We start from the raw sequence: 20,999 nt of genomic DNA, 5'->3' as shown, positions 1-20,999 counted from the left end.
TCTACATTCGCCTCACATCCAGATGAGCAGAGTGCACAGCATCTTTCCGCTGCAGGATCATACGATGCCAGCCTTGAAGTTTGCTCAACTGCGTTACCTTGCCCTGATTCTAATGGCCTGGCTGACGCTTTTTACCCTGACCCGCAGTGCCTTGCTGCTCGGTCACCTAGGCGATGCGGCTCTCGGCCTGAGCCAACTCGCCCGGTTATACGCCACCGGCCTGGGCTATGACCTGGGCTTTGTGTGTTACGCAGCACTGCCGCTGGCCTTTTACCTGCTGCTTTGCCCCCGGCGCATCTGGCAGCAGCGCTGGCACCGCGGCATGCTCCATGCCGTAGTAGCCGTCAGCCTGTTTGCCATGCTGTTTACCGCAGTGGCGGAATGGCTGTTCTGGGACGAGTTCGGCGTGCGCTTCAACTTTATCGCCGTGGACTACCTGGTGTACTCCGACGAGGTAATCAACAACATCCTCGAGTCTTATCCGATCTACCCGCTGCTGGCGGCTCTTGCCGTCATTGCGGTGGTTGCTGCCGTGCTCTTGCGCAAGGCCACGAGCGCCGCCCTGAACGCACCGCTGTTGAGCTGGCGGGATAGCACATGGGTGGCGGCCGGGTTTGTCCTGACGGCCTGCGTCAGCAGCCTGCTGCTCGACCAGGACTTCCCCCGCGGCTCAGATGGCAATGCTTACCAGCGCGAACTGGCAAGCAACGGGCCTTACCAATTTTTTGCCGCCTTTCGCAACAATGAGCTGGATTACCCGCAGTTCTATGCCGCCCTCGAGCAGAACGAAATCGGCAAGCAGTTGCGCGCCGAGCTTGGCGAGCCCAATGCACGCTTTATCGGCAGCGACCCTCTGGATATTCGCCGGGTGATCGACAACCCCGGCCAGGTGCAGCGCCGCAATGTGGTGCTGGTGACCATTGAGAGCCTCAGCGCCAAGTACCTGGGCAGCTTCGGCGACTCGCGCGATCTCACCCCGAACCTCGATAGCCTGCGGCAGCAGAGCCTGTTTTTCAGCCAGTTCTATGCCAGCGGAACCCGTACCGACCGCGGCCTGGAAGCCATCAGCCTGTCAATTCCACCGACGCCAGGGCGCTCCATCGTCAAACGGATTGGCCGCGAGAGCGGCTTCGCCAGCCTCGGCCAACAGTTCCAGGCACTCGGTTATGACAGCGCTTTCGTTTATGGCGGACGCGGTTATTTCGACAACATGAACGCGTTTTTCAGCGGCAACGGCTACCGCGTGGTCGATCAGAGCAGCGTTGCCGAGCAGGACATCCACTTCAAGAATGCCTGGGGCATGTCCGATGAAGACCTCTACAGCCAAACCTTGAAACTGGCCGACGCCGACCATGCCGCCGGCAAGCCGTTCTATCTGCAGCTGATGACCACCTCCAACCACCGGCCCTACACTTACCCGAGCGGACGTATCGATATCCCATCGGGCGATGGCCGCGAAGGCGCGGTCAAGTACACCGACCATGCCATCGGCCAGTTCCTTGAGCAGGCGCGGCAAAAACCCTGGTTTGCCAACACCCTGTTCGTCTTCGTCGCCGACCACACCGCTGGCAGCGCCGGTACCGAAGACCTGCCGCTAGCCAACTACCATATCCCGCTGTTCATCTACGCACCGGGTTTTATCGAGCCAGGCGAACATGCCGGACTGGCTAGCCAGATCGACCTGGCTCCGACCTTGCTGGGCCTGCTCAATGTCGACTACACCTCGACCTTCTTTGGCCGCAATGTACTGCGCGCCGATGCCGCACCAGGCCGCGCCCTGATTGGCAATTACCAACACCTGGGCCTGTTCGACGGGCATGATCTGGCGATTCTCAGCCCACGCAAGAGCATGCGTCGTCACGATGACGCCCTAGGCGCCAGCCACGAATCGAGGGCCACGGCCAGCGATCCGCTGGTCAAGCGCAACATCACCTACTACCAGGGGGCCAGCTACGACTTCAGCCACCATTTGCTCGACTGGCAGCAGCCAGGTGCGACTGACAGCGAACGACTCGCCGCCGCTCCGGCGCAAGTGCAGCCACAAGCCGAGGATCCCGCCCATGCACTTTGAACGCCACCCAGCCACATCGATGCCGTTCAACTTCCACTTGGGCTTTGGCCTGCCCCTCGCCCTGATGCTGCTGTTGTTGCTGGCTGACCCGACCGCGCTGGACTTCGCCATCGCCCACTGGGCCTACGACCCGCAGGCCGGCTTTATTGGTCGACATAGCTGGTTTCTCGAAGACTTCCTGCATGATCGTGCCAAGCAGGCGGTGATCGTCATCGGCGTGCTGGCCATTGCCGGTTTCGTGCTGAGCCTGTTGCTAGGCCGCTGGCGGGCATGGCGCCGACCGCTGGGCTACCTGGTATTGGCGATGGGGCTGTCGACCAGCTATGTGAAGCCGCTGAAGAATCTGACCGGCGTGCATTGCCCCTGGAGCCTCAGCGAGTTCGGTGGCGAGGAAACTTACACGCCATTGCTCAGCACCCGCACAGCGACCGAGCAGCCTGGGCGCTGCTGGCCCGGCGGTCACGCTGGCACGGGTTTCTCGCTGTTTGCGCTGTTCTTCGTGCTGCGCGACCGCCACTCGCGCATGGCCAGATCAGCGCTCGCCATAGCGCTCGCCCTGGGCATCACTTTCTCGGTCGGACGCATGCTGCAGGGCGCACACTTCTTCTCGCACAACCTGTGGACCGCGCTGTTCGACTGGCTGATCTGCCTGGGCTGCTACCGCCTGCTGCTGTACCGGCCGAGCCTCGCGTCGGCCCTCAGCCTCACAACTCGAGCAGATACAGGCACAACGCCAGACTGAGCGTTTTTTTTCAGCGCCTGTCAGCCCGTCAGTGCGTTCGATCCGCCCGCTCTGGCCAGAACGCGCGAATCCCGGCGACGCCCTGGGCACCCGCTCGCCAAGCTTGCTCCAGGTGCTGCTGGCCGACCCCACCAAGCAGGTAGGCCGGCTGATTGAAACTGCGCAGCAATTGGCCCGCCAGGTCCCAACCCAGCGCCGTTGCATCGGGATGGGTCTGGGTGGCTTGCAGCGGCGACAGGGTGACGAAATCCACGCCCATCTGCGCGGCCAGCGCCAGCTCGTGCGCCGAATGACAGGAGGCCGCCAACCAGCGGTTCCGGGCAAAGGGTCGGCCCTGCTCGGCATAGCGGCCGAGTTGCTCGGCAGTCAGGTGCCAGCCCGCAGCCGGGAAATCCCCCAGCCACTCCAGCGGCCCCTTGAGCATCAGCTGTGCCTTGCCCGCGCAGAGTCCCTGGATATCCAGCGCCAGGTCACGGTACTGGGCATCGAACATACCCGGCGCCCGCAGTTGAATCAGCCGAATACCGTCCGCCAAGGCCGCACGCACCCCCTGCACCAACGCCTGCGCAGTCGGCCCCTCTGGCGTGATCAGGTAGCGGTCGGGCAAACGGGCGGCAGCCACGATCGGCTGATTGGCCGCTGGAAACTGATACTCGGGCAACTGCCGCGCACTGACCCAGGCCAGCGGCTGGCCTTCGGCGCCATGCGGCTCGCCGACGAAGGCCGACACCTCCCAGACATCCAGCAACACCTGCTTGTCCGGGTAATCGTGGTGCACCTGAATCAATGGCCGGGCGACACTCGGACGAATGCCCAACTCCTCCTCCAGCTCGCGCGCCAGGGCCGTCTGCACCGCCTCACCAGGCTCCACCTTGCCGCCCGGGAACTCCCACAGGCCGCCCTGGTGCTGGTCGTCCGCGCGCCTGGCAATCAGGATGCGGCCATCCGCCCCGCGGATGACCGCGGCGGCTACATGAATGCGTTTCACCCCAGTTGTTCCTCCTGAGCCGCCTGATACCAGCGCTGAAATGCCGGCCATTGATAGACCGTAGCCACATAAGCCGCCGCCACCTCGGGCAACGCCACCCGATAACTGCGCAGCCGGGCCGCGACAGGGGCGAAGAAGGCATCCGCCAAGCTGGCGTGACCAAACAGGAAGGGGCCACCCTCGCCGAACTTGCTGCGACACTCGGCCCAGAGCGCACAGATGCGGCGGATATCGGCCTCGGCATCAGCCGGCATCTGGTCCAGTGCCTGGTCGCGCTTGAGGTCCATCGGCAGATGCGTGCGCAGCGCGGCAAAACCGCTGTGCATCTCGGCGCAGACACTGCGTGCCACCGCGCGGGCGTATTCGCCGCGTGGCCACAGATAGGCCTCGGGAAAGCTTTCGGCGAGGTATTCGCCAATCGCCAGGGAATCCCACACCGGCCCCTCCTCGGTCTGCAACAACGGCACCTTGCCGGTCGGCGAGTGTTCGAGGATGCGCGCGCGGGTATCCGGACGATCGAGCGGGATCAGCACTTCGCTATACGACGCCTCGGCCAGCTCCATGGCCAGGGCGGCGCGCAGTGACCAGGACGAGTAGGTTTTGTTGCCGATAAGCAGAACCAGGGACATGGGGCACTCCGTGCGTGATGCGGTTGCTGAAGGGTCGCTCGACATTAAGACGCCGCGCCGCCCAATAGCAAATTCCCGTTGTTCATGCCCCCATGAACAACGGGAATACCCGGTACGCCCTAACAGTTGCGGGCTGCCCTCAGGTGCGGTATTCGGCGTTGATCTTCACATACTCATGGGACAGATCGGTGGTCCAGATCGTCTCGCTGCAAGTACCACGCCCCAGTTCGATGCGGATGGTGATTTCCTCTTTGGCCATCACCGCCGCACCCTTCTCTTCGGTGTAGCTGGCCGCACGGCAACCACGGCTGGCAATGCACACGTCACCGAGGAACACGTCGATCAGGCTGACATCCAGTTGCGCGACACCGGCATAACCCACGGCGGCGAGGATGCGTCCCCAGTTCGGATCGGAGGCGAACAGCGCGGTCTTGATCAGCGGCGAGTGGGCCACGGCATAACCGACGTCCAGGCACTCCTGGTAAGTCGCCCCGCCGTTGACCTGCACGGTGACGAACTTGGTCGCGCCTTCGCCGTCACGCACGATGGCCTGGGCCACCTCCATGCACACCTCGAACACCGCCTGCTTGAGCGCGGCAAACAATGCGCCGCTGGCCTGGGTGATCTCCGGCAGGGCGGCCTGGCCAGTGGCGATCAGCATGCAGCAATCGTTGGTCGAGGTGTCGCCGTCGATGGTGATGCGGTTGAACGACTTGTTCGCCGCGTCACGCAGCAAATCCTGCAATACCCCCTGGCTGACCTTGGCGTCGGTCGCGATGTAACCGAGCATGGTCGCCATGTTCGGTCTGATCATCCCGGCCCCCTTGCTGATGCCGGTGACGGTGACGGTCACGCCGTCATGCACGAACTGGCGGCTGGCGCCCTTGGGCAGGGTGTCGGTGGTCATGATGCCGGTGGCCGCTTCGGCCCAATGATCCGCGGCCAGGTCATCCAGGGCCGCCTGCAAGGCAGCCTCGATCTTCTCCACTGGCAAGGGCTCGCCGATCACACCGGTCGAGAACGGCAGCACCGTACTCTCATCGACACCGGCCAGTTGCGCCAGGCTGGCGCAGGTGCGCACGGCATTCTGCAGGCCGGGTTCGCCGGTGCCGGCGTTGGCATTGCCGGTATTGGTCAGCAGGTAGCGCACACGGCCGGTCACGCGCTTCTTGGCCAGGATCACCGGCGCGGCGCAGAAGGCATTGAGGGTGAACACCCCGGCCACACTGGAGCCTTCGGCGCAACGCATGACTACTACATCCTTGCGCCCGGGGCGCTTGATGCCAGCCGAAGCGATGCCCAGTTCGAAACCTGGGACCGGGTGCAGGGTAGACAGCGGGCCAAGACCAACAGCCATAGGGTGTGCTCCTTGAGGGATTTAAGTGTCGCGCCGCGGGGCACGAGCGAATTCGATGGTAAAACGCCGCGAGCGGCCAGGCCGTTCGCGGCGTTGTCGGGCGGACTCAGGCATAACCAAAGCCCGTACCCTTTCTGCTTTGTTGCGTCAGCCCGAGGTTAGTTGACCTGGCCGTGGCAATGCTTGTACTTCTTGCCGGAACCGCAAGGGCAAGGTTCGTTGCGGCCGATCTTCGGTTCGGTACGCACTGGCGGCGGCGCAACCGCCACATCACTGTCTTCCGCCACGGCTTCGGGCTGCACCAGGGCCGATGCTTCGGCGTGCTGGAACTGCATGCGTTCGGCCAGCGCCTCGGCTTCGCGGCGCAGACGTGCCTCTTCCTCGACCGGGTCTTCGCGACGCACCTGCACATGGGACAGGACCCGGATGGTGTCGCGCTTGATCGAGTTGAGCAGCTCCTGGAACAGGGCGAACGACTCGCGCTTGTACTCCTGTTTCGGGTTCTTCTGCGCATAACCGCGCAGGTGAATGCCATGACGCAGGTGATCCATGGTCGACAGGTGGTCTTTCCACAAATCGTCGAGCACGCGCAGCAAAATCTGTTTCTCGAAGGTGCGCAGCGCCTCGGCGCTGGCCAGCTCTTCCTTCTCGTTGTAGGCCGCGACCAGCTCTTGCAGAATCCGCTCGCGCAGGGTTTCTTCGTAGAGCTTGTGGTCGTCGTCGAGCCACTGCTGGATCGCCAGGCGGAGGTTGAAGCCGGCGTACAGCGCCTCTTCCAGGCCGGCGATATCCCATTGCTCGGGCAACGACTGCGGCGCGATATGTTCGTTGATGATGCCTTCCAGCACTTCCTTGCGGAACTCGGCGATGGTTTCGCCAATGTCATCGGCAGCCAGCAGGGTGTTGCGCATGTGATAAATCACTTTGCGCTGCTCGTTGGATACGTCATCGAATTCCAGCAGCTGCTTGCGCATGTCGAAGTTGCGTCCCTCGACCTTGCGCTGCGCCTTCTCGATGGCGTTGCTGACCATCCGATGCTCGATCGCTTCGCCGGGCTGCATGCCCAGGGCTTTCATGAAATTCTTCACCCGATCCGAGGCGAAGATGCGCATCAGGTTGTCTTCCAGCGACAGGTAGAAGCGGCTGGAGCCCGGGTCGCCCTGACGACCGGAGCGGCCGCGCAGCTGGTTGTCGATACGCCGCGACTCGTGACGTTCGGAAGCGACCACATGCAGGCCGCCGGATTCGATCACCTGCTGATGACGCTTCTGCCAGTCGGCCTTGATCTGCGCAATCTGCTCGTCCGTGGGATTTTCCAGGGCGGCCACTTCGACCTCCCAGTTACCGCCCAGGACGATGTCGGTACCACGACCGGCCATGTTGGTGGCGATGGTCAGCGCGCCAGGACGCCCGGCCTGGGCGATGATCTCGGCCTCTTTTTCATGGAACTTGGCGTTGAGCACCTTGTGCTCGATGCCTTCCTTGGTCAGCAGGCGCGAGACATATTCGGAACTGTCGATGGTCGCCGTACCGACCAGAATCGGCCGCCCCAGGGCCTGGCATTCCTTGATATCGGTGATGATGGCCGCGTACTTCTCTTCCTGGGTCAGATAGACCAGGTCGTTGAAGTCCTTGCGCGCCATCGGCCGGTTGGTCGGGATCACGATCACCGCCAGGCCGTAGATCTGATGGAACTCGAAGGCTTCGGTGTCGGCGGTACCGGTCATGCCGGACAGTTTGTTGTACAGGCGGAAGTAGTTCTGGAAGGTGGTCGAGGCCAGGGTCTGGCTCTCGGCCTGGATCGGCAAGCCTTCCTTGGCCTCGATGGCCTGGTGCAGGCCCTCGGACAGGCGGCGGCCCGGCATGGTGCGGCCGGTATGCTCGTCGATCAGCAACACCTGATCGTTCTGCACAATGTATTCGACGTTGCGGTTGAACAGCTTGTGCGCCCGCAAGCCGGAATAGACGTGGGTCAGCAGGCCCAGGTTATGCGCCGAATAGAGGCTCTCGCCCTCGGCCAGCAAGCCAGCCTCGGTAAGCATTTCCTCGACGAACTGGTGGCCGGCCTCGTTCAGCTCGACCTGACGGGTCTTCTCGTCGACCTTGTAATGGCCTTCCTGAGTGACCACGCCTTCCTCTTCCTCGATGTGCAGCTTGAGGGTCGGGATCAGCTTGTTGATTTCGATATAGAGCTTGGAGCTGTCTTCGGCCTGGCCGGAGATGATCAACGGGGTACGCGCCTCGTCGATGAGGATCGAGTCGACTTCGTCGATCACGGCAAAATTCAGCTCGCGCTGGAATTTGTCCTCCAGGCTGAAGGCCATGTTGTCGCGCAGGTAATCGAAACCGAACTCGTTGTTGGTGCCATAGGTGATATCGGCAGCATAGGCGGCGCGCTTTTCTTCCGGCGGCATGAACGGGGTGACGATGCCTACCGACATGCCGAGAAATTCATACAGCGGACGCATCCAGTTGGCATCGCGACGAGCCAGGTAGTCGTTGACCGTGACCACATGCACGCCTTTGCCTTCCAGCGAGTTGAGGTAGACCGCCAGGGTCGCCACCAGGGTCTTGCCCTCGCCGGTACGCATCTCGGCAATCTTGCCTTCATGCAAGGTCATGCCACCGATCAACTGTACATCGAAGTGGCGCATGCCCATGACGCGCTTGCCCGCTTCCCGGGCTACCGCGAAGGCTTCCGGCAGCAACTGGTCGAGGGTTTCACCTTTGGCCAGACGAGCTTTGAACTCAATGGTCTTGGCGCGCAGTTGCTCATCCGAGAGCGCAAGCATCTGCTCCTCGAAGGCATTGACGATCTGAACCGTCTTGAGCATGCGTTTGACTTCACGCTCGTTCTTGCTTCCAAAGAGTTTTTTCAACAAAGGCGCAAACATATCGGCAGGGTCTTCCACGCGTATGGATGGAGGGCGGCCCCATGAGTCGCCCATGCAGCCTTCATGGCTGCGTGCGAAGGGGGCATTCTACCCGGAAACGGCGATGAATAAAGCGGCGTTATCAGGCCGTTTAAAAATGTAGCGAGCGACGGCCAGGCAAGGCGAAGTCAACCAAAACGCAGCGAAGCGAGCAACAACCGAAGGCTGGTCCGCCGGGTCAGCCAAGCGAATCAGAAGCGCCGTGTACGAGTTGTACCTGAGCGTTTTTCGGCTGCAATCGCAGAGGGCGCGAAGCCCGCAGTGATTGTGCAACGGCCGGCTATTCGACGTCGCTGACTCGAGCGATATAGCTGGTGGGATTGACCACCCGGCCATTTTGACTGACTTCGAAATGCACATGGGAACCGGTAGAGCGGCCGGTGCTGCCAACCTTGGCGATAACCTGACCGCGCTGCACCAGATCGCCAACCTGCACCAGATTGCTCTGGTTGTGCGCGTACAGGGTGACGTAGCCATCGGCATGGCTGATTTCCACGGTATTGCCATAACCGGAACGTCGGCTTGAGGCGGTCACCACGCCGGCGGCCACCGCGACCACATTGCTGCCGGCCTTGGCGGCGAAGTCCACGCCCTTATGCACGCTCAACCGCCCGTTCAGGGGGTCGGTACGCCGGCCGAATGGTGAGGAGATATAGCCTTGCAAGACCGGACGCCCGGCGAGGTATTCGGCCTCATTGAGCTGGCGGTCGGCGAGCAGTTGCTCCAGCACCTCGAGTTGCTGCTCGCGACTGTCCAGGCGCAGGGCCAGGTCATCGAGGGTGCTGATGAATGATGGCGGGGCATAGGCCGAGCCACCGAACAGCTCTTCGGGACCGCCCTGACCCACGCTCAAGGAAAAATCGAATTCACTGGCATCCAGATCGGCCAGCTCGGTCAGGCGTTCGCCCAGTGCATCCAGGCGGGTCAAGCGGGCCTGCAACTCGGCAACATGGGCGGCGAATGCATCCAGTTGACGCTGTGCATCGACCCGCACCGCGCCCACTTCTGCACGCTGCTGATTCAGTGCCTCGGTCAACTGCGCACTGCCTGGCACGTTTTCCACTTGCGGCACGACCCACGCCCCTACCGCGACGCCACTGCCAAGCGCCGCCGCTATCAGCATGAGCAGCGCCACCAGCAGCCAACGTAAATCCAGGCTCAGAGAACGTGCGGCGCCGTGACTCCGATTGAGTAGAATAATGTGCATGGCTTCCCCTTTGCGGTGGAGCCCAAGTCGGCAGCAGAGATTCTGCTACCATGGCGACTCCACAATCTCAGGCGTCCTGCCATGGCGTTTCGTCCTTTGCCGGCTAAAGCACCCGCCGCGCTAATGCGCGAAGCGAAGCCCTTGAAAGCGCTGTTCAACCAGGCGCAACGCATCGATCGCCTGCAGCACTTACTGGAAAGCCAGCTGCAACCCGCGGCCCGCGAACACTGTCATGTAGCGTCCTGGCGCGAGGGTTGCCTACTTCTTATAGTCACCGATGGCCACTGGGCCACCCGCTTGCGTTATCAACAACGGCGCCTGCTCAGGCAGTTGCAGACACTCGAAGAGTTCGCGACCTTAACCAAGATCCTGTTCAAGGTGCAACCGCCAACTGCCGAAAGGCGTGCACCCGGTCGCACAATCAGCCTATCCAGCAGCGCTGCCGAGAACATCCAGGCCACTGCCGACGGCATAACCGACCCCAAGCTGCGCGCCGCCCTGGAACGACTGGCCAAGCACGGCCAGCCCCGCGAATAGCGCCCCGCCAAGCCGGATCAAGATCCGATTCAGGACTGCTCCACAGAAAAAAAGAAGCCACCCGAAGGTGGCTTCAAAAACAAAGGAAAGAGAGTTTTTGCTTACACCGCCGCGACCGGCCGCATGTACGAGATAGGCGCATTCTTGATGTCATCGAAGGTGACCACTTCCCAACAGTCCGTCTGCTCGATCAAGGCGCGCAGTAGACGATTGTTCAAGGCATGCCCCGATTTGAAGCCGCGGAACTCACCGATCAGGCTATTGCCCAGCAGGTAGAGATCGCCGATGGCGTCGAGGATCTTGTGCTTGACGAATTCGTCCTCGTAACGCAGGCCGTCTTCGTTCAATACACGAAACTCATCCACCACGATGGCGTTATCCACACTGCCGCCGAGTGCCAGGTTCTGCGAACGCAGGAACTCGATGTCACGCATGAAACCGAAGGTGCGCGCACGGCTGACTTCCTTGACGAAAGAAGTACTGGAAAAGTCCACGCTGGCCGACTGGGTGCGGTTGCGGAAAACCGGGTGATCGAAATCGATCTCGAAGCTCACCTTGAAGCCTTCGAAAGGCACGAAAGTGGCGCGCTTGTCGCCCTCTTCGACCGTCACTTCACGAAGGATGCGGATGAACTTCTTGTGGGCATCCTGCTCCTGCAACCCAGCGGACTGAATCAGGAATACAAAGGGACCAGCACTGCCATCCATGATCGGTACTTCGGACGCGGAGAGCTCGACGTAGGCGTTATCGATGCCCAGGCCAGCCATGGCCGAAAGCAGGTGCTCTACCGTATCCACCTTGACGTCACCATTGACCAACGTGGTCGACATGGTGGTTTCACCGACATTGCAGGCCCGCGCGGGGATTTCCACGACAGGGTCAAGGTCGGTACGACGGAACACGATACCGGTGTCCACAGGTGCCGGCTTCAGGGTCAGGTATACCTTCTCCCCGGAATGCAGGCCGACGCCAGTGGCGCGGATAATGTTCTTCAGGGTACGTTGTCTGATCATGGCTTTGGCCGCTATAGCACTAGTTGCGAATTGTTTTCAACAATGGCCGGCGATGATAGCAGAACCGGCCTTTGCTGAACACCAATCACCCCAATACTCCTGATACATTCCATCAATCGGCCTGACGACGCAGGAAGGCCGGGATGTCCAGATAATCCAGGTCATCCTGCGGATTCAGCTTGGCCGCGGCAGCAGCGCCGCCGTGGCTTTGACGCTGAACGGTTGGGCGTTCGTAATCCTTGTAGTTGACGCTTTGCTCGCCGCGCGAAGCTGGCGTTGCCGCCGACGAAGCGCTGCTGGTCGTGACCTGCACGGTATTGTCGATCACCTTGACCGGCTTCTCGATTTTCGCGCCCAGACCAGTGGCCACCACGGTGACGTGCAGCTCGTCGCGCATGTCCGGATCGATCACGGTGCCCACCTTGACGGTGGCGTGCTCGGACGCGAACTGCTCGATGATGTTACCCACGTCGGAGTACTCGCCCAGGGACAGGTCGGGACCGGCGGTGATATTCACCAGGATGCCACGCGCGCCCTGCAGGTTGACGTCTTCCAGCAGCGGATTGCGGATTGCCGCCTCGGTGGCTTCACGCGCACGGTTCGGACCGCTGGCGCAGCCAGTGCCCATCATCGCCATGCCCATTTCGCTCATCACGGTTTTCACGTCGGCGAAGTCGACGTTGATCATGCCCGGACGCTTGATGATGTCGGAGATACCGCGCACGGCACCGGCCAGCACGTCATCCGCCTTGGCGAACGCCGACAGCAGGCTGGCGTCTTTACCGAGGATGGTCAGCAGTTTTTCGTTGGGGATGGTGATCAGCGAGTCAACGCTTTCCGCCAGGGCGCGAATGCCCTCTTCGGCGATCAGCATGCGCTTGCGCCCTTCGAACGGGAACGGACGAGTCACCACAGCGACGGTGAGAATGCCCATTTCCTTCGCCACCTGGGCGATCACCGGCGCAGCGCCAGTGCCGGTACCGCCACCCATACCGGTGGTGATGAAGACCATGTCGCAACCTTGCAACACTTCGGCGATGCGCTCGCGGTCTTCCATGGCCGCCTGCCGGCCGATTTCAGGGTTGGCGCCCGCGCCCAGACCTTTGGTCACGCCAGTGCCCAGCTGCAGGATGGTGCGCGCACCGATGTTCTTCAGTGCCTGTGCATCGGTATTGGCGCAGATGAACTCGACGCCTTCGATGTTGTTCTTCGACATGTGGTTGACTGCGTTGCCGCCGCCGCCGCCCACGCCAATTACCTTGATGACCGCACTTTGCGGGATGTTGTCTACGAGCTCGAACATTTTCCCTCTCCTTTGCTTTCTAGTTGTAACGCCTACTGCATAAGCGGTTGTTAAATCAGAAATTGCTTTGTACCCAGCGCTTCAAGCGCTCGAATACCGGTGTCCTGGCTTCATCGCTGTAGCTGCCGATGGCGGACATTGAGATGCCATCGGCCTGTTTCTGCAGGCCATACAGCAACAGGCCCACGCTGGTGGAATAAATCGGGTTGCGCACCACGTCGGCCAGGCCCCTGACGCCTTGCGGCATGCCCAGGCGAACCGGCATGTGGAAGATTTCCTCGGCCAGCTCGACCGCGCCTTCCATCTTTGAGGTGCCGCCGGTGAGCACGATGCCCGCCGGGATCAGGTCTTCGTAGCCGCTGCGGCGCAGCTCGGCCTGGATCAGGGTGAACAGCTCGTCGTAGCGCGGCTCGACCACTTCGGCCAGGGACTGGCGCGACAGATCGCGCGGCGGCCGATCGCCGACGCTCGGCACCTTGATGGTCTCGCCGGCACCGGCCAGCTTGGCCAGGGCACAGGCATAACGAATCTTGATTTCTTCGGCGTACTGGGTCGGTGTGCGCAGCGCCATGGCGATGTCGTTGGTGACCTGATCGCCGGCGATCGGAATCACCGCGGTGTGGCGAATCGCGCCTTCGGTGAAGATGCAGATGTCGGTGGTACCGCCGCCGATGTCGACCAGGCACACGCCCAGCTCTTTCTCGTCGTCGGTCAACACCGCATAGGCCGAAGCCAGCTGCTCGAGAATGATGTCGTCGACTTCCAGGCCGCAGCGGCGCACGCACTTCTCGACGTTCTGCGCCGCATTCACCGCGCAGGTCACCACATGCACCTTGGCTTCCAGGCGCACGCCGGACATGCCCAGCGGTTCGCGCACGCCTTCCTGGTTATCGATCACGTAGTCCTGCGGCAGGGTGTGCAGCACCCGCTGATCCGCCGGAATCGCCACGGCCTGGGCCGCATCCAGGACGCGCTCGAGGTCGGCCGGGCTGACTTCGCGATCGCGGATGGCGACGATGCCGTGGCTGTTGAGGCTGCGGATATGGTTGCCGGCTACGCCGACGAAGGCCGAATGAATGCGGCAGCCAGCCATCAGCTGGGCTTCCTCGATGGCGCGCTGGATCGACTGCACGGTCGACTCGATATTCACCACCACGCCTTTTTTCAGGCCACGCGACGGATGGGTGCCGATACCGACGATTTCCAGCTGGCCATCAGCCGTCACTTCACCGACCAGCGCCACCACCTTGGAGGTGCCTATATCGAGGCCAACGATCATCTTGCCACTCTGCACGTTTACCATGGGTCTCGCCTTCTCCTGATTCACTGCACGACAGCGGTATCAGCCGCCGTGGGCGCAATCGGCTCACGCCACGCCACGGCCAGGCCGTTGGCGTAACGCAGATCGATCCGCGCGATATTCGTTTGTTGCTCTTTCAGCGCCTTGTCGTAGATGGCGATGAAACGACGCATCTTTTCCACCAGATGGTCGCGGCCCAACAGCAGCTCGATACCCTGACCGGTGGAGAGGAACCAGCTGCCGCGCTCACGCAACTCCAGGCGCGCCACGGAAAAACCCAATGGACGCAACATCTGGCTGAGCATCTGGTACTGCTGCATCACTTGCTGCTGCGCCCGCTTGGGGCCGTACAGCTGCGGCAGATGCTGATAATTCGCCTGTTCCTTGGGCGCGAAGGCCTTGCCCTGGTTGTTCAACAGCGCCTCATCACCCCAACGGGCAATCGGCAGATGCTCCTCGAGGTGCACCAGCACCTGGTCCGGCCACACCCGGCGCACCTGTGCACTGGCGATCCAGGGCATCGACTCCAGTTCGCGGCGCATCCCCGGCAGGTCGACACTGAAGAAACTCGCCTTGACGAACGGCTCGATACGCTGCTGGACCGCCTGCTGGCTGACGTAGCTGAGATCGCCCTCGACGCTGATCTTGGCGATCGGCCGGTCTGCGTAGGGCAGCAGGCGTTGTGCCAACTCATAGGCGGCGAAGCCCAGCACCAGCAGCAACAGCGGCCAGGTGATGCGCTTGAGCAGACCGAGGTTCGGCTTGGGCAGGCGCAGGCTGATCGGCTCCCTGGTCACCAGGCGGCTGGCACCGCGTTGCGCAGGCTTGCCGCGCAACGGTGCAGGTGCAGAGCCTGGCTGGTGACGAAGAGTGGCGATCATGGCTTAACCCCGAGCCTCAAGGCTGTCGGCGAGGATCGCCAACACCAGTTGTGGAAAATCCAGACCGGCGGCACGCGCCGCCATCGGCACCAGACTGTGGTCGGTCATGCCCGGTACGGTATTGACCTCCAGCAGCCAGAACTGGCCGGCGGCGTCCTGCATCACATCGACCCGCGCCCAACCCTGGGTACCAACCGCTTCGCAGGCCCGGGCACTGAGGTTCTTCAGCTCTTCTTCCTTGGCCGCATCGAGGCCGCAGGGGATGCGGTACTGGGTGTCGCTGGCCAGATACTTGGCGTCGTAGTCGTAGAACGAATGCGGAGTGCCCAGGGCAATCGGTGGCAGCACCTGACCGCGCAGCAGGGCAATGGTGTATTCCGGGCCGTGAATCCACTGCTCGACCAACACTTGCGAATCGTACTGGCTGGCGTCCTGCCAGGCGGCGATCAAGCTGTCGACATCGGCCACCTTGGCCATGCCGATGCTCGAGCCTTCATGGGCCGGTTTGACGATCAGCGGGAAACCCAGCTCCGCCGCAGCGGCGCGGCAGTCGTCGGCACTGGCCAAGACCGCATGCCGTGGCGTCGACAGGCCGAGGCTTTGCCAGACCTGCTTGGTGCGCAGTTTGTCCATGGCCAGGGCCGAAGCCAGGATGCCGCTGCCGGTGTAAGGGATGCCGGCGCATTCGAGCAAGCCCTGCATGCTGCCGTCTTCGCCGCCACGCCCGTGCAGCACGATGAAGGCGCGGTCGATCTTCTCGTTGAGCAGACGCTGCAGGAAATCCTCACCGACATCGATGCCAAAAGCATCCACGCCAGCGCCTTGCAGGGCGTTGAGCACGGCATTACCGGACTTCAGCGAGACTTCACGCTCGGCGCTCTTGCCGCCGAACAGCACGGCGACGCGACCGAAAGCAGTAACTGGCAGGTGTGACTTCAAGGTTTCGGCGCTCATTTGGACTCAGCCTCTTTCGACTCACCGCCAGTTGCCGCGAACAGCGCGCTTTGCAACAGTTGCGGGGCCAGGCCACCGATATCGCCGGCACCCTGACACAGCAGGATGTCGCCGGCGCGCAGCAGCGGTTTGATCAGCGGCGCCAGTTCGACGCCGCGCTCGATGTAGATCGGATCCAGCTGGCCACGCTGACGAATGCTGTGGCACAGGTGCTTGCTGTCGGCACCCGGGATCGGCTCTTCGCCGGCCGGATAGACCTCCATCAGCAGCAGAACGTTGGTATCGGCCAGCACCTGGACGAAATCCTCATAGAGGTCGCGGGTACGGCTGAAACGGTGCGGCTGGTAAACCATCACCAGGCGCCGCTCCGGCCAGCCACCGCGCACGGCCTTGATCACCGCCGCCACTTCGCGCGGGTGGTGACCATAGTCGTCGACCAGCATCACGCTGCCGCCGGCCACCGGCAGTTCACCGTAGACCTGGAAACGTCGGCCGACACCCTGGAAGCCGGACAGGCCCTGGACGATGGCTTGATCGCTGATACCTTCATCGGTCGCGATGGCAATGGTCGCCAGGGCATTCAGGACGTTGTGATTGCCTGGCATGTTGACCGAGACATCCAGCGGCTCGCAGTCGCGACGCAATACGGTGAAGAAGGTCAGCATGCCTTGCTGGCGCACGTTGATCGCCCGCACGTCGGCATCTTCACCAAAGCCGTAGGTCATGGTCGGACGCGCCACCTGCGGCAGGATCTCGCGCACGATGGGGTCGTCGACGCACAGCACCGCCAGGCCATAGAACGGCAGGTTATGCAGGAACTCGACGAAGGTTTTCTTCAACTTGTTGAAGTCGCCTTCGTAGGTGCTCATGTGGTCCATGTCGATGTTGGTGACCACCGCGACCATCGGCTGCAGATGCAGGAAGCTGGCATCGCTTTCATCCGCTTCGGCAATCAGGTAGCGGCTGGTGCCCAACTGGGCATTGGTGCCCGCCGCATTCAAGCGGCCACCGATGACAAAGGTCGGGTCCAGGCCGCCAGCGGCAAATACCGAGGCCAACAGGCTGGTGGTGGTGGTCTTGCCATGGGTGCCGGCCACGGCAATGCCATGCCGGTAGCGCATCAGCTCGGCGAGCATTTCCGCACGCGGCACCACCGGCACGCGCCGCTCCAGGGCCGCGGCGACCTCCGGGTTGGCGGTATTCACGGCGCTGGAGACCACCAGCACATCGGCGTTCTCGGCGTTCTCGGCACGATGTCCGATAAAGATCTGCGCGCCGAACTGCTCCAGACGCTCGGTGACCGCCGACGCCTTGAGGTCGGAGCCGGACACCTGGTAGCCCAGGTTGAGCAGCACTTCGGCAATACCGCACATACCGGCGCCGCCGATGCCGACGAAGTGGATGCGGCGGATACGGCGCATTTCAGGCTGCGGGAAAGCTTTGCGACTCTCAACCACGGGCCACCTCCAGACAAATATCGACAACGCTGCGGGTTGCATCGGGCTTGGCCAGACGCCGCGCGGTGCGCGCCATTTCTTGCAATCGTTCAGGGTGCATCAAAACCTCGGACAGCTGAGCGGCCAGCGTGGCGGCGTCTGTGGAGCGTTGCGGCAGAAGGACGGCAGCGCCCTCCTTGGCCAGGTACTCGGCGTTACGCGTCTGGTGATCGTCGATGGCGTGCGGCAGCGGCACCAGCAGCGACGGCAGACCGGCGGCAGCCAGCTCGCTGACGGTCAAGGCACCGGCGCGGCACACCACCAGATCGGCCCAGGCGTAAGCGCGGGCCATATCCTTGATAAAGGGCGCGACCTGCGCTTCGACGCCGGCAGCGCGGTAACGTTCGCCAGTAATGCCATCGTGTTGCTTGCCGGCCTGGTGGAACACGTGCGGGCGCAACTCGTCTGGCACTAACGCCAGCGCTGCCGGCAGCAGCTTGTTCAGCGGCTCGGCACCCAGGCTGCCGCCGAGGATCAGCAGACGCGGCCGGCGATCGCGCAGCGAATCGCGCGGGGTTTCCAGGAACAGCTCCTCGCGTACCGGGTTGCCGGTGGTGCGGCGCTTGGCCGAAGCGCCGAAGGTATTCGGGAAAGCTTCGCAAACGCGGCTGGCGAACGGCACCAGGCTTCGATTGGCGGTGCCGGCCACGGCGTTCTGCTCGTGGATGATCAACGGCGCACCGCCCAGGCGGGCCGCCAGGCCGCCGGGGCCGGTGACGAAGCCACCCATGCCGAGCACGCACACCGGCTGCAGTTCGCGCACCACTTTACGCGCCTGAAACAGTGCCTTGATCAACTGGAACGGCGCCTTGAGCAGCGACAGCTTGCCCTTGCCGCGCAGACCGCTGACGTTGATCAGGTGCAACGGCAGGCCGGCGGCCGGGACCAGTTCGTTCTCGATGCCGCGCGGAGTGCCCAGCCAATGCACGCGGTAGCCGCGTGCCTGGAACTCGCGGGCACAGGCCAGCGCCGGGAACACGTGCCCGCCGGTACCGCCGGCCATGATCAGCACATTACCGGGCATTGGCAGGCTCCTGTGCGCGCTTCCCATCGAAAAAATCCGACTCCTGAAAATCGACGTCCTCGCTGCCCAACTGGGTGCGCCGCTCCCACTCGATGCGCAGCAGCAGCGCCAGGCTGACGCAGCAGATCACCAGGGAACTGCCGCCGTAGCTGAGGAACGGCAAGGTCAGGCCTTTGGTCGGCAGCAGGCCGATATTCACCCCGATATTGATCAGGAACTGGCCGATCCACAGGAAGGCCAGGCCGTAGGCGACATAGGCGGCGAAGAACTGCTTGGCCTTCTCCGCCCACAGGCCGATGTACAGGGCACGCACACAGACGAAGGCGAACAGGCCGACGGTAACCAGGGCGCCCAGCATGCCCAGCTCTTCGGCGAGCACGGCAAACACGAAGTCGGTGTGCGCTTCCGGCAGATAGAACTGCTTCTGAATGCTGTTGCCCAGGCCGACGCCGAACCACTCGCCGCGACCGAAGGCGATCAACGCCTGGGTCAACTGGTAGCCGGAACCGTACTGATCGGCCCAGGGGTCGGTGAAGGTGATCAGGCGTTGCAGGCGGTATTCCTGGGTTTGCACCAGGACGAACAACGCGCCAACGGCCAGGGCGACCAGCAAGCCGAAGCGCAGCAGGCCGACGCCGCCGAGGAACAGCATGGCCGCGGCGGCGCCCATCATCACCACGGTGGCGCCGAAGTCAGGCTCCAGCAGCAGCAAGCCGGCCATCGGCAGCAGCACCACGAAGGGCTTGAAGAAGCCGGCCCAGCTTTCGCGAACTTCGGCCTGGCGACGCACCAGATAGCCGGCCAGATAGATCACCACGAACAGTTTGGCGATTTCCGACGGCTGCACGTTGAATGCACCGAAGCCGATCCAGCGCATCGAACCGTTCACTTCACGGCCAATACCCGGCACCAGCACCAGCACCAGCAAGGCGAAGGCAGCCAACAGCGCCATCCCGCTGAGGCGTTGCCAGGTTTCCAGCGGAATCAACAGCACCACGGCGGCGGCGCCGAGGCCGATCACCAGGTAGACCAGGTGGCGGAGCATGTAGTAAAGCGGGCTGCCCACATTCACCGCGGCCACCTCGGTCGAGGCGGACGCGATCATCACCAGCCCCAGGCCGAGCAGGGCCAGGCAACCGGCCAGCAGCGGGAAGTCCAGGTCCAGGCCACGGCGGCTGAACAGCGGGGACGGGTATGGGCGCAGGAAGGCGAGCATCAGGCGAGCGCCTCTACGGCTTGGGCGAACAGGCGTCCGCGTTCTTCGAAATTCTTGAACATGTCCAGGCTGGCGCAGGCCGGCGAGAGCAGCACGGCATCGCCCGCCTGGGCCAGTTCGGCGGAACGCTGCACGGCTTCCTCGAGAGTCGCCACGCGGATCAGCGGCACGCCCTCACCGAGCGCAGCGGCCAGACGCTCGGCATCACGACCGAGCAACAGCACGGCGCGGCAGAATTGCGCGACCGGTTTGGCCAAGGCGGAGAAATCGGCACCCTTGCCGTCGCCACCGGCGAGCAACACCAGCTTGCCGGCGATATCCGCGCCCAGACCTTCGATGGCCGCCAGGGCGGCGCCGACGTTGGTGGCCTTGGAGTCGTCGTAGTAAGCCACGCCGTTACGCTCACCCACCCACTGGCAACGGTGCGGCAGACCGGCGAAGCGCTTCAGGGTCTCCAGCATCGGCGCCATCGGCAGGCCGGCCGCATGGCCCAGAGCCAGCGCCGCCAGGGCGTTGGACTGGTTATGCGCACCACGGATTTTCAGCTCACGCACCGGCAGCAGCGCGTCGAACTGGTAAGCCAGGTACTTCTCGCCATTCTCCTCGAGCAGACCGAAACGCTTGAAGTCCGGCTTGCCCAGGCCGAACGACCAGCACGGCAGATCGTCCGCCACCAGCGGCCGTGACAGCGCATCGTCGCGGTTCACCACCACCTGACGGGCGCCACGGAAGATCCGGTGCTTGGCCAGGTGATAAGCCGCCAGCGAGGCGTAGCGATCCATATGGTCTTCGCTGATGTTCAGGCAGGTCGCCACTTCGGCGTTGAGCTGATCGGTGGTTTCCAACTGGAAGCTGGACAGTTCCAGGACATACAGCTCGACCTCCTCGCTGAGCAGATCCAGCGCCGGAGTCCCCAGGTTGCCGCCGACCGCGACCTTCTTGCCGGCCGCCGCCGCCATTTCGCCGACCAGGGTGGTCACCGTGCTCTTGGCGTTGGAACCGGTGATGGCGACGATCGGCGCCTTGGCGTAACGGGCAAACAGGTCGATGTCGCCGGAGAGCTTGACGCCGCGCTTGGCCGCTGCCTGCAGCGCCGGGGTCGCGATAGCCAGGCCCGGACTGACCAGCAACTCGCTGGCACGGCAGAGGAAGTCCACATCCAGCTCGCCACAACGCACTTCCACCTGCGGGAACTGTTCACGCAAGGTGGCCAGCTCCGGCGGATTGGCACGGGTATCGACCACGGCAAAGGGCAGGCCCTGGCGGGCGAGAAAACGCACCAGGGACATGCCGCTCTTGCCGAGGCCGACAACGATGCGGAATTGGTCGGAAGCGATCAGGCTCATGG

17 protein-coding genes are annotated in these 20,999 nt (G+C 63.0%); 3 read left to right on the top strand and 14 right to left on the bottom strand.

Features of this window, described 5'->3' with window-relative positions; all coding sequences use genetic code 11:
- Positions 1-64: 64 nt before the first annotated feature.
- Together G9C89_RS02725 and G9C89_RS02720 are read left to right on the top strand one after the other, a co-directional pair.
- Positions 65-2,071, top strand: a complete 2,007-nt coding sequence (locus tag G9C89_RS02725) for an LTA synthase family protein (protein ID WP_172144188.1) — start codon at positions 65-67, stop codon at positions 2,069-2,071.
- The gene (locus G9C89_RS02720) at positions 2,061-2,813 is read left to right on the top strand and encodes a phosphatase PAP2 family protein (protein WP_390623749.1); all 753 of its coding nucleotides are present in this window, start codon (positions 2,061-2,063) and stop codon (positions 2,811-2,813) included. Before G9C89_RS02725 ends, G9C89_RS02720 begins: the two co-directional genes overlap by 11 nt.
- A gap of 28 nt (positions 2,814-2,841) precedes the next feature.
- On the opposite strand, the gene G9C89_RS02715 is transcribed toward G9C89_RS02720, so the two are convergent.
- The 5 genes from G9C89_RS02715 to G9C89_RS02695 all read right to left on the bottom strand — a co-directional run bounded on the left by G9C89_RS02715 (position 2,842) and on the right by G9C89_RS02695 (position 9,927).
- Positions 2,842-3,801, bottom strand: a complete 960-nt coding sequence (locus G9C89_RS02715) for a Nudix family hydrolase (RefSeq protein ID WP_172144185.1) — start codon at positions 3,799-3,801, stop codon at positions 2,842-2,844.
- Positions 3,798-4,430 (bottom strand): glutathione S-transferase family protein, encoded by a 633-nt coding sequence (locus G9C89_RS02710; protein ID WP_172144183.1) that lies wholly within the window; start codon positions 4,428-4,430, stop codon positions 3,798-3,800. The genes G9C89_RS02715 and G9C89_RS02710 overlap by 4 nt, the downstream gene beginning before the upstream one ends.
- A gap of 139 nt (positions 4,431-4,569) precedes the next feature.
- Entirely contained in the window at positions 4,570-5,787 is a 1,218-nt protein-coding gene (gene argJ / locus G9C89_RS02705; RefSeq protein WP_172144181.1) for a bifunctional glutamate N-acetyltransferase/amino-acid acetyltransferase ArgJ, read from the bottom strand.
- A gap of 158 nt (positions 5,788-5,945) precedes the next feature.
- Complete coding sequence (secA, locus tag G9C89_RS02700; RefSeq protein WP_172144179.1) at positions 5,946-8,681, bottom strand: preprotein translocase subunit SecA; 2,736 nt, start codon at positions 8,679-8,681, stop codon at positions 5,946-5,948.
- 319 nt (positions 8,682-9,000) lie between these two features.
- Positions 9,001-9,927 carry a M23 family metallopeptidase gene (locus G9C89_RS02695; protein WP_172144177.1) on the bottom strand — a complete coding sequence of 309 codons (927 nt, stop codon included), beginning with the start codon at positions 9,925-9,927 and terminating at the stop codon, positions 9,001-9,003.
- A gap of 81 nt (positions 9,928-10,008) precedes the next feature.
- Here G9C89_RS02695 and G9C89_RS02690 point away from each other — a divergent pair, with 81 nt between their 5' ends.
- The gene (locus G9C89_RS02690; RefSeq protein ID WP_172144175.1) at positions 10,009-10,464 is read left to right on the top strand and encodes a DciA family protein; all 456 of its coding nucleotides are present in this window, start codon (positions 10,009-10,011) and stop codon (positions 10,462-10,464) included.
- Between the two features lie 101 nt (positions 10,465-10,565).
- On the opposite strand, the gene lpxC is transcribed toward G9C89_RS02690, so the two are convergent.
- The 9 genes from lpxC to murD form a co-directional block, all read right to left on the bottom strand.
- Positions 10,566-11,477 (bottom strand): UDP-3-O-acyl-N-acetylglucosamine deacetylase, encoded by a 912-nt coding sequence (lpxC, locus tag G9C89_RS02685; protein ID WP_172144173.1) that lies wholly within the window; start codon positions 11,475-11,477, stop codon positions 10,566-10,568.
- A gap of 112 nt (positions 11,478-11,589) precedes the next feature.
- Positions 11,590-12,780 (bottom strand): cell division protein FtsZ, encoded by a 1,191-nt coding sequence (gene ftsZ, locus G9C89_RS02680; protein WP_172144171.1) that lies wholly within the window; start codon positions 12,778-12,780, stop codon positions 11,590-11,592.
- Positions 12,781-12,835: 55 nt separating this feature from the next.
- Entirely contained in the window at positions 12,836-14,083 is a 1,248-nt protein-coding gene (ftsA, locus tag G9C89_RS02675; protein ID WP_172144169.1) for a cell division protein FtsA, read from the bottom strand.
- Positions 14,084-14,103: 20 nt separating this feature from the next.
- Positions 14,104-14,961 carry a cell division protein FtsQ/DivIB gene (locus G9C89_RS02670; RefSeq protein ID WP_172144166.1) on the bottom strand — a complete coding sequence of 286 codons (858 nt, stop codon included), beginning with the start codon at positions 14,959-14,961 and terminating at the stop codon, positions 14,104-14,106.
- Positions 14,962-14,964: 3 nt separating this feature from the next.
- A complete protein-coding gene (locus tag G9C89_RS02665; RefSeq protein ID WP_172144164.1) occupies positions 14,965-15,915 on the bottom strand; it encodes a D-alanine--D-alanine ligase in 951 nt (316 codons plus the stop codon).
- On the bottom strand, positions 15,912-17,336 hold the full coding sequence (gene murC, locus G9C89_RS02660; RefSeq protein WP_172144162.1) for a UDP-N-acetylmuramate--L-alanine ligase: 1,425 nt from the start codon (positions 17,334-17,336) through the stop codon (positions 15,912-15,914). Before murC ends, G9C89_RS02665 begins: the two co-directional genes overlap by 4 nt.
- A 28-nt stretch (positions 17,337-17,364) precedes the next feature.
- Positions 17,365-18,435, bottom strand: coding sequence for an undecaprenyldiphospho-muramoylpentapeptide beta-N-acetylglucosaminyltransferase (gene murG, locus G9C89_RS02655; RefSeq protein WP_172144160.1), 1,071 nt, complete (start codon positions 18,433-18,435; stop codon positions 17,365-17,367).
- Entirely contained in the window at positions 18,425-19,651 is a 1,227-nt protein-coding gene (ftsW, locus tag G9C89_RS02650) for a putative lipid II flippase FtsW (RefSeq protein ID WP_172144158.1), read from the bottom strand. The genes murG and ftsW overlap by 11 nt, the downstream gene beginning before the upstream one ends.
- The gene (gene murD, locus G9C89_RS02645; RefSeq protein ID WP_172144156.1) at positions 19,651-20,997 is read right to left on the bottom strand and encodes a UDP-N-acetylmuramoyl-L-alanine--D-glutamate ligase; all 1,347 of its coding nucleotides are present in this window, start codon (positions 20,995-20,997) and stop codon (positions 19,651-19,653) included. The genes ftsW and murD overlap by 1 nt, the downstream gene beginning before the upstream one ends.
- Between the last annotated feature and the right edge of the window lie 2 nt (positions 20,998-20,999).

The organism is Pseudomonas tumuqii (assembly GCF_013184545.1).
Classification (GTDB): Bacteria; Pseudomonadota; Gammaproteobacteria; order Pseudomonadales; family Pseudomonadaceae; genus Aquipseudomonas; species Aquipseudomonas tumuqii.
The sequence above is the reverse complement of the archived record's forward strand: the minus strand, read 5'-3'. Positions and strand labels throughout refer to the sequence as shown.

Coding starts and splice junctions, on each gene's coding strand:
- ftsA (WP_172144169.1), bottom strand. CDS start 14,083: ATGGTAAACGTGCAGAGTGGCAAGATGATCGTTGGCCTCGATATAGGC.
- G9C89_RS02720 (WP_390623749.1), top strand. CDS start 2,061: ATGCACTTTGAACGCCACCCAGCCACATCGATGCCGTTCAACTTCCAC.
- G9C89_RS02670 (WP_172144166.1), bottom strand. CDS start 14,961: ATGATCGCCACTCTTCGTCACCAGCCAGGCTCTGCACCTGCACCGTTG.
- argJ (WP_172144181.1), bottom strand. CDS start 5,787: ATGGCTGTTGGTCTTGGCCCGCTGTCTACCCTGCACCCGGTCCCAGGT.
- lpxC (WP_172144173.1), bottom strand. CDS start 11,477: ATGATCAGACAACGTACCCTGAAGAACATTATCCGCGCCACTGGCGTC.
- ftsZ (WP_172144171.1), bottom strand. CDS start 12,780: ATGTTCGAGCTCGTAGACAACATCCCGCAAAGTGCGGTCATCAAGGTA.
- murG (WP_172144160.1), bottom strand. CDS start 18,435: ATGCCCGGTAATGTGCTGATCATGGCCGGCGGTACCGGCGGGCACGTG.
- G9C89_RS02725 (WP_172144188.1), top strand. CDS start 65: ATGCCAGCCTTGAAGTTTGCTCAACTGCGTTACCTTGCCCTGATTCTA.
- secA (WP_172144179.1), bottom strand. CDS start 8,681: ATGTTTGCGCCTTTGTTGAAAAAACTCTTTGGAAGCAAGAACGAGCGT.
- G9C89_RS02665 (WP_172144164.1), bottom strand. CDS start 15,915: ATGAGCGCCGAAACCTTGAAGTCACACCTGCCAGTTACTGCTTTCGGT.
- G9C89_RS02690 (WP_172144175.1), top strand. CDS start 10,009: ATGGCGTTTCGTCCTTTGCCGGCTAAAGCACCCGCCGCGCTAATGCGC.
- murC (WP_172144162.1), bottom strand. CDS start 17,336: ATGCGCCGTATCCGCCGCATCCACTTCGTCGGCATCGGCGGCGCCGGT.
- murD (WP_172144156.1), bottom strand. CDS start 20,997: ATGAGCCTGATCGCTTCCGACCAATTCCGCATCGTTGTCGGCCTCGGC.
- G9C89_RS02695 (WP_172144177.1), bottom strand. CDS start 9,927: ATGCACATTATTCTACTCAATCGGAGTCACGGCGCCGCACGTTCTCTG.
- G9C89_RS02710 (WP_172144183.1), bottom strand. CDS start 4,430: ATGTCCCTGGTTCTGCTTATCGGCAACAAAACCTACTCGTCCTGGTCA.
- ftsW (WP_172144158.1), bottom strand. CDS start 19,651: ATGCTCGCCTTCCTGCGCCCATACCCGTCCCCGCTGTTCAGCCGCCGT.